This is a genomic window from Streptomyces sp. NPDC001204 (genome assembly GCF_053598035.1).
Genome location: NZ_JBSFJL010000039.1, coordinates 1 through 12,822 on the forward strand (window position 1 = coordinate 1; position 12,822 = coordinate 12,822).

The following is a 12,822-nucleotide window of genomic DNA, read 5'->3' on the forward strand; positions in this document are numbered from 1 at the left end:
GTTCCAGTACGTCGTACAGGCCGCTGCTGCCGCCTCCGCCACCGGACGTCTGTGCCGGGACAACGGTCATGCCAACCGCGCCTCCTTCTCTCCGTGTCTGCTGCCTTGTCCGTGTCTGCTGCGTGCTTGTCCGTGTCTGCTGCGTGCTTGTCCGTGACCGCTGCGGGGTCTGCCGCGCGCGTACGCGGTCCTCGGACGTGAGCCGCCCGGGGCCGGGCCTAGCCGCCGCCGGAGCGGCGGGCGTCGGCGCGCCCGCGTTCGTAGCGGCGCAGCCGCCGGTAGCCGGTCAGCTGCCCCCGCGGATCGAGTTCCACCTGATAGCTCGCCATCAGGCTCATGGTGTCGGGCACCCGGGCCAGTTCCAGGACCTCGACCTCCAGCGACCAGCCGTCCTCCGACTGCTCGAAGGTCGTCACGGACTCCGCGGCCAGACCCGTCAGCTCGGCGAACTGGGCACGCGCCTCACGCAGCACCTCCACCGGCCTCGGCCGGGACGCCGACTCTCCTGAAGCCTGCGATTCCGCGGTGTTTTCTCTCTTCACCATGGCCACCTCTTCTCCTCCGGGTGGCCGCGGGCTCCATGACCAAACCTGCGCGGGGCCTCACCCGTCCGCAGGGGAACGTTCGTCGCCGCCGACCCCTGTCGCCCGCGCGACCCCGTAGGCGCTGAGTGAGACCACGAGCCATGCCGCCGTAGCGGCCCCGAGCGCGAGCCACGCCGAGTGGTGACGGAGGAGAACCGCGGCGACGACGGCGAACGCCACGAGCCCCAGGGTGCCCAGGGCGGCGCCACGCGCGTCGTCGCGGGCGCTCATGAGCCCTTCCTCCTCGGCCACCAGGGTCAGGCTGGCCAGCAGGATCGCGGGAAAGGCGAGGAAGACGCCGCCCACGAACGACCCGAAGAGCCGTGACACGACGGCCGCCAGGAGTGACACGCCCGCGCCGAAGCCGAACCGGAGGAGCAGATCCTTGCGCGGCGTGCGTGCGGCCGCCCGCAGGTCCACCCGCATCCGGTCGGTGTCCTCGGCGCCTTCTCCGCTTCCGTCCGCGGGCCTCGCCGATCGCCTCACGGTGCCACCGCGAAGGCGATGGCGGCCGCTGTCGCGAACCACACGACCAGGGCCGCCGCGGACCCGCGCATGGCTCCGAACCGGGCGAGCGCCGGAACATCGACGAGACAGTAGGCGGTGAACGCCAGCGCTCCGGCCACCATGCCCCGCGCCGCCGTCGCCGCGTCGAGGTCGCCCTTGAACACCACCGTCAAGATCAGCCCTCCCAGCGCCACCGAGGGGGCGGCGGCGAAGATCCCGGCCAGCCGCTTGGGCTGGACGGCTTCCGCCACCAGGGCGAAACCCACCACGAGCAGACCACCGATGAAGGGTTTCAGGACGATCTCGAGCAGGGTCTTCATCCGCACAACCTCAGCGCCGAGGCGCCACTCGCGCAACGACCCACGCTGGCAGCCCGTCGAACGCCCGCTGCCCGGATGCATACGTCGTACCGGCACGCGGGCCATCGTCAGCCCTCCGGGACGGCCGCCCTGCCTCCCGGGGGCGACCCCTCACCCGAACCGGCCCGCCACGTAGTCCGCCGTCCTCCGGTCCTTCGGCGTGCCGAATACGTCGTCGGTCGGGCCGTGCTCGACGATGCCGCCGGGGGTGCCCTGCTCGGCGAGGAAGAAGGCGCACTGGTGGGAGACTCGGGCCGCCTGCTGCATGTTGTGGGTGACGATCACGACCGTCACCTGGCCGGCGAGTTCCTGGATCGTCTCCTCGACCCGGCGGGTGGAGGTGGGGTCGAGCGCCGAGCACGGTTCGTCCATGAGCAGCACCCGGGGGCGTACCGCCAGCGCGCGGGCGATGCACAGGCGCTGCTGCTGACCGCCGGACAGCGCCCCGCCGGGCTGGCGGAGGCGGTCCTTGACCTCTTTCCAGAGGCCGGCGCGGGTGAGGGACTCCTCGACCAGTTCGTCCTTCGTCCGACGGCTCGCGCGCGTGCCCGTCAGGCGCAGACCCGCCACCACGTTGTCGTAGATGGACATGGCGGGGAAGGGGTTGGGCTTCTGGAAGACCATGCCGATGCGGCGCCGGGCGTCGGTCAGGCGCCGCTCGGGGGCGTAGATGTCCTCGCCCTCGAAGAGCACCTCGCCCGCGAAGGCCGCTGCCGGGATCAGTTCGTGCATGCGGTTGAGGGTGCGCAGGAACGTGGACTTGCCGCAGCCGGAGGGGCCGATCAGGGCGGTGACCTGGCCGGCGGGCATCGTCAGCGACACCCGGCTCAGCACCTGGTGGCTGCCGAACCAGGCCGACACCGCGCGGGCTTCGAGCGTCGCGGGAGCGGTCATCGGCCCGCCCGGGGCGGCGGGGGCGGCGGGGGCGGCGGGGACGGGGGTGACGGTGGTGACGGGGGGCAGGACGACCGTGTCGGTCAGGGAGTCGGTGGCATCGGTCACGGCGGGTACCTCGGTTCGCGGCTGGGCTCGGGAAGCGGTCACATCAGGTTGGGCAGCAGTTCGGTGGTCCGGGTGGCGACCTGGAGGCCCAGCACGGCGACCACCGGGGCGAAGACGATCCACGTCTGGTGGCGGCCCCAGCGGTGCCAGGTCCACACCGCGGCGACGGCCGCGACCAGCAGGGCCTGGAGCCACATCACCAGCGGCCACGGCACCCCGGCGGGGCGGGCCAGCGGCTGCTCGGACTCCGGCAGCGTGCCGGACCTGATCACGGCCGCCGGGGTCTCGAAGGGCGCGGACACCAGGTCCGCGTCGACGCGCAGGATGCCGCCCGGCATGTAGCTCGGGCCGGTGGCCGTGGCCAGCACCAGGCGGCCCTGGCCGGAGGCCAACGGGGCGGGCGCCGGGTCTCCGGCCCGCCGTACGCCGACGACCTGGTACTTCGCCGCGCCCTGGCCGGTCGTCACCGTGAACCGGTCGCCCTCGGCGAGGTCGGCCAGCCGTTCGAACGGGCCGCCGTAGGCGGCGGCCCGACCCATCAGCACGCTGGTGCCGGCCTGCCCGGGCATCGGGGTGTCGCGGCGGTGGCCGGGCCCGTCGGCCATGACGGCGGAGTCGGTTCCTTCGAGGACCACCTGACGCACGCGCAGGGAGGGGATGTCGATCAGGGCGACCGGCGTACCGGGCGCCAGCAGCCTGCCCTGCTGGTCGGTCTGCGAGACCGGGGCGGTGCCCAGGGCGAGCGCGTTGCGCAGTTCGTCGTACGCCGTGTGCTGGGCGGCCCGTTCCTGTACGCCGCTGAGGAACAGCAGCTGGACGGTGATGCCGAGCAGCAGGGCGGCGAGGCTGAGCAGGGCGCCCCGGGCGATGTGGCGGACGGCCGGGACGCTCCGGACGCGGGTCCGGAACAGGGCCGGTGCGGGCGTGGTCTGTACGGCGACCGTCACGGCGGCCCGCCTCCTTCATGGGTCGTGGGGTTTCACGTACCGCCGGGGAGACCGCCGTCGCGGCGGCCTCCCCGGCAGCGGGGTCAGGTGGACTTGATGGTGAAGTTCGCGCTGTTCTTCGCGTTCACCGTCGAGGAGCCCGCGTAGTACGCGCGCAGGGTGTGCTTGCCGCGGCTCAGCTTCGGCAGGGTGATGGTCACCTTGCCGGCCTTCAGCGTGCCGGTGGCGATCACCTTGGAGCCCTCGTGGACGCGCACGGTGCCGGTCGGCGTGGTGCCGGTCGCGGTGACCTTCACGGTGACCTTGGCGCGGGCGTTGTGGCTGACCGAGGAGGGCCGGGTGACGGCGACCGACGGCGCCGCCTTGGTGATCTTCAGCGAGACCGTCGTCGAGGACGCGTTGGACTTGCTGTCGCCGCCGTAGGAGACGGTCAGCTTGTGGGTCGCGACCTTGAGGTGGTTGGACAGGCCGACGGTGACCTTGCCGGAGGAGTTGAGGGTGCCCGTACCGAGGGTGGTGGAGCCCTCCTTCACCGTCACCTTGCCGCTGGGGACGGCCCCGTTCGAGCCGGTGACGGTGACGGCGACCTTCGGCGCCTTGCCGTACGCGGTCGTGGCGGCGGTCGCCTTCGTGGTGCTCGCGGACTTGAGGCTGACGTCACCGGTCCAGGAGGCGGGGGCGCCGGTGCCGTTGAGGTTGGCGGCGGCGACCGTGGCGGTGTACTTGCCGCTGGCCAGACCGCTGAACGAGTACGACGTGGTCGTGGCCGGGACGTCCTTGGCCGCCGCGACGGTGCCGTCCGCACGGGTCAGCGTGACGCGGTAGTCGGTGACCGGCAGGCCGGGGGCGGCCGGGGCGGTCCACGTCAGCGCGAGCTTCCCGGTGTCGGCGGTGGCCTTGAGGGCCGGCGCGGCGGGCGCCGTGAGGTCGATGCCCGACTGCTCCAGACCGCCGAACTTGGCGTGCTTGGCCGGGTTGATCGAGCCGTTGTACGGCTCGTTCATGAAGCCGAAGTCGGCGATGACCTTCTGGGAGTTGTCGGTGGCCATCTGGGCGGTGTGGCCGCTGTCGGTGACAAAGACGTCGTAGAGGTCCTTGTCGAAGAAGATGCTGGTGGGGTCGATCGCCCGGCTGGGCACGACGTTGTAGACGTCGCGGCCGAAGGTGGCGTTCTCGTAGTAGCCGCGGACCGGCTCGAGCCGGCCGTTGACGGTCGTCACCGGGTTGGTGACGCCCGTGTCGCCGGGCAGCCGCACCGAGGCGAGGTGGGCGCCGGCGGCGGCAGCGGTCTTGCTGTGGTCCGGGGCGACCCCGTTGATCTGGGCGATCCAGCTGCCCACTGAGAACGGGACGAGGGCGCCGTCGGCGCTGAGGGCGTCGTTGGCCTGGTTCTCCTGGACGGTCGGGATCTTGGGGTCGATCGTCGAGTCGTTGAGCCCGATCGTGCCGAGGAAGAAGGCGCGGGTGCCGGAGCCGTTCTGCGGGATGTACGGGTGAACGGTCTGGCCGTTCACCTGCTTGAGGTCGCCCGCGTAGATGTCGTGCAGCTGGTCGACCGTCAGGGTGTCCAGGGCCGAGCCGCGCACCGCGACGCCGACGGCGTCCCGGGCGAAGGGGATGTAGGTGAGCGCGCTGCCGGAGGTGCTCGGGCCGCCGGAGGAACGGGCGAAGTCGACCTGGCCCTTGACGGCGGCACCGCTGCTGTCGGGGAACTTGTCGCCGGTCAGCGACATGGTCAGCGCGAGACGGCCCTTGCCGGAGCCGTTGGGGCGCAGGAAGGAAGGCCCGCCCGTGCGGGTCTGGATCTTGGAGGTGGTGGAGCCGGTGCCGGGCTCGACCGCGTCGTACGAGGCGATGCCCGCGCCGCCCGCCGACTTGATGGCGTAGCCGGCGTAACCGGGGGCGTCACCGGCGAGGGCGTTGAGCACGTCCTGCGTGGTGTCGGAGCCCACGCCGACGAGCTGGCGGAACGTCCCGGCGGGTGCGGGGTCGGCGGACGCCGGGCTCGCCAGAGCGAGGCCACCGGCCACCACGGCGGCGGCGACGAGCGCGGCCGTAGAGCGCATTCTGCGCATCGAGAGTCTCCTGACGGTGTGCGTGGATGTGCTGTGCGGTGGGTGTGGGGGAGGTGCCGTGGGGGTCCCCTGCGTCGAGCCGGCCGAGAGCACGCCGAGGATCTGGCAGGGTGGTACCGGCCGTCCGCCCCGACTGCCTTTCGGGGCGGGCGGCCGTCTGTGGGGAGCCGGGCAGGGCCCCGGCTCCGGTCGGAGGGTCAGCCCCGGCCCGGCGGCAGCAGCCTCCGCAGCCGTTCGGGCAGGGTGAACGCCGGTACGACCGTCACCGTGCGGCCGCCGGGGAGCGGTACCCGCAGCGGGAGGCGCAGCCTGCTGCCGCCCGCGAAGGGCGCGCCCACCGCTGCGGCGGCGCCGAGCCCGGCACCGACCGGGACGGCGTAGCGCAGCGCGTTCGCGGGATCGGCCGGCGTGGTGCCGAAGGCCGTGGTCAGGACGGCCTTGCCGCCGTCGTAGGAGGGTGCGCCGCTGGGCGTGGGGCTCGCGTCCCCGCCGTCCGGGCCGGCCCCGCCGGAGCCCGCGCCGCCCCCGGCCGTGTCGCCGCCCGACGCGCCCCCGGCGCCCGAGGAACCACCCGCGCCGGAGTCACCCGCGCCGGAGCCCCGGGAGCCGGGGCCCCCGCCGCCTCCGGTCGAGCCGCTTCCCGAGCCGCCTTCGTGGGACGAGGGCCCGGTGTAGTGCTCGAGCGTGTCGGCGGCTTGCAGTGCGCGGGCGCGCAGGTCCTTGGACAGCGGGGCGTAACCGGCCGGGAGCCGGCCCGGGTCGGCGCCGCTGATCTGTCCGTCGCCCACCGCGTACCGCAGCAGGGCCGCGTAGTCCTTGCGGGCGGCGGCGTCCAGCTCGCCCGGCCGCGCGGCACCGTAGATCAGCTGGGCGAGCGGGTAGGCGCCCTCGGCGGTCGCCCGGGCCGGGCTGATCTCCGGCGCACCCTTGCCGGCGGCGCTCGTGGCGGCCGCGGTCAGGGATGCCGTGGTGGGCGCGGTGAAGCGGCCGGCGGCGTTGCGCAGCCGGGCGGTCTGCAGTCCGTAGCGCTCGGCGGAGGCCGCGTCGGTGACCGCGATCACGAACCGCGATCCGACGGTCTGCGGGCCGGTGCTCTTGTACGCGGGAGGGTTGGCCAGCGCGTCCCAGGTCGCCTTCCACAGCGTGTCGGCGCGCCGGGTGTGCAGGGCTCCGGAGTGCATGTCGGACACGTAGGGGTGGAAGTCGGTCATGCACTGCTTGTCGGTGGCGTCGGTGCCCGGCGGGATCGTGCACCAGGGGTCGCTCTTGGGGTAGTCGTCGGCGCGGGCCGGTTCGTAGGCCACGCCCGTCGGGTTCAGGTGCGCGTCGGTGCTGTAGTACGGGTTGACGCGCATGCCCCAGTCGTCGGCCGTCCCCGCGAGGAAGCCGCGGGCGTCCTTGTCGGACAGGATCCACTGCCACAGCGCGCGGGCCGTGTCCGAGTGGCCGAGCGAGGTGATCAGGTCGGTGTCGGTGGCCGGGGTCTCGGAGACCGACAGGTGTTCGAACTCCGGGTTGAGGGCGATGAACTCGGGGTCGCTCGCGAGGCCCGCCGGGTTGTTCCTCGCCCAGTCGTAGCCCTTGGCGACCTGGTCGCCGAGCACCGCTCCCCAGGGGGAGTTGCGGTACGACTCGGTCAGCAGCTTGGCGACCAGGCGGGGGGTGAGGTCGATGGATTCGACCTTCGTCCCGGCGAGCCTCCGGATGTCGTCCGGGGCCCCTGCCTTGGGCCTGCGTTCGATGGTGAAGCCGATCACGGCTCCGGAGAGCGCGACGGGGGCGTAGGCCGTGGTGCCGGACGGTGCTGTGGTGCCCTCGTCGGCGCCCAGGGCCCGGGTGGTGAAGGCGAGTCCGGAGGAGCCGGTGTTGGCGAGCCGGGTGCGGGCGTCGGGCTCACCGAGTTTGGTGTAGCCGTAGACGGTGCCGGTCGGGCACAGGGCCGTCTGCCAGCTGGTCATGGCGTCGGCGACGAGTTCGCTGCCCATGGTGGGCCGTTCGTCGGAGCCGAGGTCGCAGCCGCTGCCGACCGGGTTGAAGCGGAGCGGGACGGCGACGCGGTTCTTCCAGTTGGTGGAGGAGACCGGCGAGCCCGCGTTGACGATGCTCTTGTCGGCGTACGGCTCGCCGTCGAGGTCGAGGTGGCCCTGCGGGACGATCACCAGCCAGCAGGAGCGCGGCTGGGCGGCACCCTTTTTTCCGGCCTGGGCGCCGCAGCCCAGGTGCGGGGCCTCGTTGGCGGTCTGCACCTCGAAGTACTCGCGGCCGGTGCCGTCGGCGCCGGTGCGGGCGAAGTCGACCTCGTTGGTGGTGTTGCGGTTGTAGAACGGGTTGTTCTGGGTGTTGGCGGTGACCATCGTGCCGTCGACCGACTTGAAGGGCACCTCGCCCTGGCCGAAGGCGCCGCCCGCGCCGTACCGGTCGTCCTCGCCGTAGCTGGTGGGGGTGGCGCTGTAGGTGACGTTGCGTGTGTCGTCGCGTTCGTTGCCCGGCCAGCTGCCCCGGCCGGTGGTCGGAGAGGCGCCGTACTGGCACTGGGTGCGCGGCGGGCCGGGGTTGCCCGGGACCGTGCCGTCGTCCTCGCCCCAGCACTGCATGATCTGCACGAAGTCGGTGTTGAACAGGGTGCCCGCGAACGTGGTCGGGGTGCCGCCGGTCCAGGAGACGGTGATCGCCTGGCTGGTCAGGTGGGTGGTCTGGTCGACCGTGAACTTCATGTCCTTGAACTCGCCGCGCCCGGAGACCGTGACGGCGGAGCCGGTGCCGGCCGTACCGTTCGCGGCGGTCGCGGGCTGGGCGGCCTGGGCCACGCCGAGGCCCGCGAGGGCGCCGGCGGCGGCCCCGGCCACCAGCCGCAGGAGCAGCCCGCGCAGGCGCGCGGTCCTGCCTCGTGTGTTCCGGCTCATCGCGAACCCCCGTCCGTGAACCGGTCGTGGCCGCCGCGGCCGCCGTTGCGGGCGGCGATCGCCCGGGAGACGACGGAAGGCAGCAGGACGAGCCCGAGCAGCAGCAGGGCGGTGATCAGCATCAGCGTCTGGGTACCGGTCCAGCCGTGACGCCCGGCGACCGTGACCGGCTGGGCCAGGGCGATGGTGCCGTCGGCGACCGCGGCGCCGCCGCCCGCCGCGCCGCCCGGCGCGAGGGTCTGCCCGGTGTCGGGGTCGACGGACGGCTGTCCGGTGCCGTCCGGTCCGGTGCCGCCCGTGCCGCCGGCGCCGCCCGTGTCTCCCGAGCCGCCGCTGGAGGTTCCGCCGGTCGCCGAACCGCCCCCGCTGGAACCGCCGGTCGCACCGCCGCCGGTGGAACCTCCGCCGGTGGAGCCGCCGTTCGTGCCGCCACCGGTGGATCCACCCGAGGCACCACCGGAAGTTCCGGCGCCGCCACCGGACTTGGCGCCGCCGCTGCCCGTGGTGCAGGGCGCGGCGCCCTTCTTGTCGCACTCCGCCGGGTAGGGCGCGGTCTCGGCGAGCTTGTTGTGCCCGTCGGCGGTGAAGGTCGGGTTGTTGCAGCCCTTGATGTTGATGTTCTGGGCCTTCACCCCGGGGATCCGGCGGATCTGGTCGAAGCCCGCCTCGACGAGGTTGATCGGCAGTGGCGAGTAGCCCAGTTGGGGTGCCTGCTGCTGGCCCTGGCACATGAAGTAGTAGGAGAACGCGCCGAGCGTCTTGCCCTTCTCCTTGGTGAACGTGCCCTGCACCTTCAGCGGCAGGATCATGTACGAGTAGCTGGAGAGCGGGTAGTTGCGCTTGTCCCTGTCGTTGTAGACGCCGTCGAGCTGCTGGGTGAGGTAGTCCGGCGAGCTCTTGTTCGTGTTGATCCTCGCCTGGAGCAGCGAGACCGCGACGTTCTGCGGGGTCGGCTCGGTGTAGTAGCCGGCGTGGTTGAGCACCTTGGCGACCGGGTAGTGCGCGTTGAGCGCGTACGAGTAGTTGACGTAGCCGATCGCGCCTTCGCCGTAGCTCTGGGCCACGTACGCGGCGACACCGAGGTCACCGGACTGGGCGATCATGCCGGGGACGGTCGGGTAGTACGAGGTCTGCCCGCAGGCGCCGGAGCGTCCGACCTTGCGGCAGTAGTCCTGCCACTGGGCCTTGTGCTGGTTGGCCATCCACAGCGTGAACTGGGCCGTCGAGCCGGAACCGTCCGAGCGGACCACCGGGACGACGGGGCGGTGCGGCAGCTGAAGACCGGGGTTGTCGGCCTTGATCGCCGGGTCGTCCCACGACTTGATGGCACCGGTGAAGATCTTGGTGACCACGTCGCCGGAGAGCCGGAGATTGGTGACCCGCTGGCCGTTGACCGTCAGGTGGTACATGAAGACGGTGCCACCGGCCACGATCGGCATGTAGGCGTACGATCCGGCGGCCGGCCGTTCGGCGGCGGAGCCGTCGGTCGGATTGGTCTGGAACGGGATGTCCGAGACCGCGAAGTCCACCGTGCCGCTGAGGAACTGGCGGCGGCCGTCGGAGGATCCGGTGCCGGCGTAGCTGATCCGCATGCCGTACTGGTTGACGGCGCGGCGCCACTCGTCGACGGCGTTCTCGGCCCAGGTGGAGCCGGCTCCGGCGATCGGGGTGTAGCTCTCGGCGGCGGCGGTCGCCGCGAGCGGGCCGGCGAGCAGCCCGGCGATCATGGCGAGCAGCGCGCCTAGGATCGCCGGCGCGCGCAGGCGGCGCGGACGAAGGGGCAGGTGACTGCGCATCAGTCGGTTTCTCCGGGCTTGTGTCCCAGGCCCTCGGTGGTGGGCCTGGAAGGTGTGGCGTACGGGTCGGTGGTCTGCGGGACGCTGTCGAAGCTCTGCGGGACGCCGTCGAACAACGAGAGTGCGGGGGCGTGCAGTTCGGCGAAGCGGTCCACGTCACGGCGCGAGGCGCGGGCGGCGCGCCGGGCCTGCCGGCGGCTGAGATGGCCGGGGCCGCGCCCGCCGATCACCCGGGCGACGGCGAAGAGCACGAGGACCAGGGCCATCAGGACCGCCGCCGCGCCGAAACCGCGGGCGATCTGCGCGGGCTCGGGCGACTTGACGAAGGTGAAGACGGCCAGCGGCAGCGAGACCATCGGGCCGTTCGTCGGGTTGGCGTTGACCGCCGCGATGTAGCCGGCGGTGAGCAGTACGGGCGAGGTCTCGCCGATGCCGCGGGCGGTGCCGAGGATCACCGCGGTGGCGAGCCCGGAGCGCGAGGTCGGCAGGACCACGTGCCACACGGTGCGCCAGCGCGGAGCGCCCAGCGCCTCGGCCGCCTCGGTCAGCGTGCCCGGCACCAGCCGGAGCACGACGTCCGCCGCGCGGATCACGATCGGCAGCATCATCACGCTGATCGCGAAGCCCGCCGCGAGGCCCGACTTCTGCATGCCGAGCCCGAGGATCCAGACGGCGTACACCATCAGTCCGGCCACGATCGACGGCAGCGCCGTCATGGCCTCCACGATGGTCCGGACGAACCGGGAGAAGCGGCCAGGGACCTGGTTGAGGTAGACCGCGCAGGTCAGACCCAGCGGCACGGTGATCGCCAGGGCGATGGTGATCATGATGAGGGTGCCGAGCATCGCGTGGGCGATACCGCCGTGGGTGAGCGGGTCGAGCGGGCCCGTGGACTGCATGTCCTCGGTGAGGAAGTTGAGGTGCCCCAGCGCCTCGTGCCCGCGCCAGGCGGTGAAGCCGACGACGAGGGCGAGCGCGAAGAACAGCAGCGTGGCCGCTGTCCACAGCACCACGGTCATCACCCGGTCGCGTACGGCCTGACCGTCCTCCTCCAGTCCGGTCAGCACCGCGTAGCAGGCGAGGAAGGCGAGGTAGGCGGTGACCGTGAACCCCAGCAGGCCGGAGAACGGAGCGAGTTGACCGAACAGCAGCACGGCGGTGCAGAGCCCCGAGAGGGCGGCGCCGCACAGGGCGAGCACACCCGAGCGGGTCGGGCCGCCGATCCGGCGGGGCTGGTCGGGGAGTTCGGCGGGCGCGGGAGCGCCGGGGGGTGCCGAGTCCTCGGTGATGTCGTGGGCGGTGTCCTGGACGACGGTCATCTCATGCCTCGCTCTGGGCGCCGGATCGGGAGCGGGCCGCGATGGTGGAGGCGGTGAAGTTGACCGCCAGGGTGAGCACGAACAGCGCCAGGCCCGCCGCCATCAGCGCCGACATACCGAAGGGGGAGGCGTCGCCGTAGTGCAGCGCGATCAGCGCGGAGACCGAGTTCGAGCCGGTCTGCAGGATGTGCGGCTGGATGACGAAGACCGGGGAGATGATCATGTAGACCGCGATCGTCTCGCCGAGCGCCCTGCCCAGGCCGAGCATCGTCCCGCCGATGATGCCGCCCTTGCCGTAGGGCAGGACGACCGAGCGGATCATCCCCCAGCGGGTGGCGCCGAGGGCGTAGGCGCCCTCGCGTTCGCCGGCCGGGGCCTGTGCGAAGACCTCGCGCATCACCGAGCACTGGATCGGGGCGACCATCAGGGCGACGACGATGCCGGCGATGAAGGTGGACGCGGTGTAGACGCTGGCGGAGGCGAGCGGGTCGCCCGGCTGGGTGCCGTCCACCCTGAACAGGGGGATCCAGCCGAACCAGTCGGACAGCCAGCGGGACAGCCCGATCACGTTCTGCTGGAGGAGGAACAGCCCCCACAGCCCGTACACCACCGACGGCACGGCGGCCATCAGGTCGACCATGGCGACCAGGGTGCGGCGCAGCTTCCGCGGCGCCACGTCCGAGATGAACAGGGCCGTCGCGATGGCCAGGGGAACGGAGATGGTCACCGCGACGGCGGCGATCAGCAGGGTTCCGGTGAGCACGGCGGCGATACCGAAGTTGTGGGCGTCCGGCTGCCACGCGGCCGTGGTGAAGAACGAGAACTTGGCTACGCGCAGCGCCTGTCCGGCCCTCAGCAGCAGGAAGAGGCCGACCGCCGCCATGATGGCGAGGACGACGACTCCGGTGGCCGTCAGCTGGAAGCGGAAGACCCGGTCACCGAACCCGCGTGCGGCGCGGGGCCGCCGGAGCGCCGGTTCACCCGACTCCGGGCTGCCGAACTGCCCTCTGCGGGGCTCGGGTCTGTCGGAGTCGGGTCTGTCGGACTCCGCTCTGTCGGACTGTCCTCTGCCGGAATCCGGTCTGTCAGACTCCGATCTGCCGGAAACCGATGTCTCGGACGCCGCCGTGTCCGGGCCTGGTCCGTCCGCGTCGCGTCCGCCGAGCCCATGGTGCGTGGCCACCACGTGTGGTCCCCCCACTGTGGAAACGAATCTCGCCGCGCGATGACCGGTCGGCCCGCGCGAGGAAAGTCAATGGCCGGATCCTGTCGCCCCAACGCGTCTCGCATGGCCGCCCAATGAACGGTTCATGCCATTTCTGTGCCGCTC

At 72.4% G+C, this 12,822-nt stretch carries 10 protein-coding genes and 1 pseudogene; all 11 read right to left on the reverse strand.

The annotated features are described in order from the left end of the window. Positions 1 to 70 (reverse strand): annotated as a pseudogene (locus tag ACWC91_RS35645) (gas vesicle synthesis-like protein); the annotation flags it as partial. A gap of 148 nt (positions 71 to 218) precedes the next feature. Next, positions 219 to 545: a gas vesicle protein GvpO gene (locus tag ACWC91_RS35650; protein ID WP_225078358.1), complete on the reverse strand. Its 327-nt coding sequence runs from the start codon at positions 543 to 545 to the stop codon at positions 219 to 221. A 57-nt stretch (positions 546 to 602) separates the two neighbouring features. Then, on the reverse strand, positions 603 to 1,070 hold the full coding sequence (locus tag ACWC91_RS35655; RefSeq protein WP_225078359.1) for a DUF3147 family protein: 468 nt from the start codon (positions 1,068 to 1,070) through the stop codon (positions 603 to 605). Then, a complete protein-coding gene (locus tag ACWC91_RS35660) occupies positions 1,067 to 1,411 on the reverse strand; it encodes a DUF3147 family protein (RefSeq protein ID WP_225078360.1) in 345 nt (114 codons plus the stop codon). The genes ACWC91_RS35655 and ACWC91_RS35660 overlap by 4 nt, the downstream gene beginning before the upstream one ends. Positions 1,412 to 1,561: 150 nt before the next feature. Then, positions 1,562 to 2,344 (reverse strand): phosphate ABC transporter ATP-binding protein PstB, encoded by a 783-nt coding sequence (gene pstB, locus ACWC91_RS35665; RefSeq protein ID WP_225078528.1) that lies wholly within the window; start codon positions 2,342 to 2,344, stop codon positions 1,562 to 1,564. A gap of 146 nt (positions 2,345 to 2,490) precedes the next feature. Beyond that, on the reverse strand, positions 2,491 to 3,399 hold the full coding sequence (locus tag ACWC91_RS35670) for a sortase (RefSeq protein ID WP_225078361.1): 909 nt from the start codon (positions 3,397 to 3,399) through the stop codon (positions 2,491 to 2,493). Between the two features lie 83 nt (positions 3,400 to 3,482). Then, positions 3,483 to 5,474, reverse strand: a complete 1,992-nt coding sequence (locus tag ACWC91_RS35675) for an Ig-like domain repeat protein (protein ID WP_450640969.1) — start codon at positions 5,472 to 5,474, stop codon at positions 3,483 to 3,485. A 197-nt stretch (positions 5,475 to 5,671) separates the two neighbouring features. Then, positions 5,672 to 8,377: a hypothetical protein gene (locus tag ACWC91_RS35680; protein ID WP_450640967.1), complete on the reverse strand. Its 2,706-nt coding sequence runs from the start codon at positions 8,375 to 8,377 to the stop codon at positions 5,672 to 5,674. After that, complete coding sequence (gene pstS / locus ACWC91_RS35685) at positions 8,374 to 10,173, reverse strand: phosphate ABC transporter substrate-binding protein PstS (RefSeq protein ID WP_450640966.1); 1,800 nt, start codon at positions 10,171 to 10,173, stop codon at positions 8,374 to 8,376. Before pstS ends, ACWC91_RS35680 begins: the two co-directional genes overlap by 4 nt. Further along, positions 10,173 to 11,492: a phosphate ABC transporter permease PstA gene (gene pstA / locus ACWC91_RS35690; RefSeq protein ID WP_281154956.1), complete on the reverse strand. Its 1,320-nt coding sequence runs from the start codon at positions 11,490 to 11,492 to the stop codon at positions 10,173 to 10,175. Before pstA ends, pstS begins: the two co-directional genes overlap by 1 nt. 1 nt (position 11,493) lies before the next feature. Beyond that, on the reverse strand, positions 11,494 to 12,693 hold the full coding sequence (pstC, locus tag ACWC91_RS35695) for a phosphate ABC transporter permease subunit PstC (RefSeq protein WP_450726204.1): 1,200 nt from the start codon (positions 12,691 to 12,693) through the stop codon (positions 11,494 to 11,496). Positions 12,694 to 12,822: the final 129 nt, after the last annotated feature.

Excerpts from the sequence above, each read along its gene's own strand:
- ACWC91_RS35650 (WP_225078358.1), bottom strand. The coding sequence starts at position 545 with ATGGTGAAGAGAGAAAACACCGCGGAATCGCAGGCTTCAGGAGAGTCG.
- ACWC91_RS35660 (WP_225078360.1), bottom strand. The coding sequence starts at position 1,411 with ATGAAGACCCTGCTCGAGATCGTCCTGAAACCCTTCATCGGTGGTCTG.
- pstB (WP_225078528.1), bottom strand. The coding sequence starts at position 2,344 with ATGACCGCTCCCGCGACGCTCGAAGCCCGCGCGGTGTCGGCCTGGTTC.
- ACWC91_RS35675 (WP_450640969.1), bottom strand. The coding sequence starts at position 5,474 with ATGCGCAGAATGCGCTCTACGGCCGCGCTCGTCGCCGCCGCCGTGGTG.
- ACWC91_RS35680 (WP_450640967.1), bottom strand. The coding sequence starts at position 8,377 with ATGAGCCGGAACACACGAGGCAGGACCGCGCGCCTGCGCGGGCTGCTC.
- pstS (WP_450640966.1), bottom strand. The coding sequence starts at position 10,173 with ATGCGCAGTCACCTGCCCCTTCGTCCGCGCCGCCTGCGCGCGCCGGCG.
- pstA (WP_281154956.1), bottom strand. The coding sequence starts at position 11,492 with ATGACCGTCGTCCAGGACACCGCCCACGACATCACCGAGGACTCGGCA.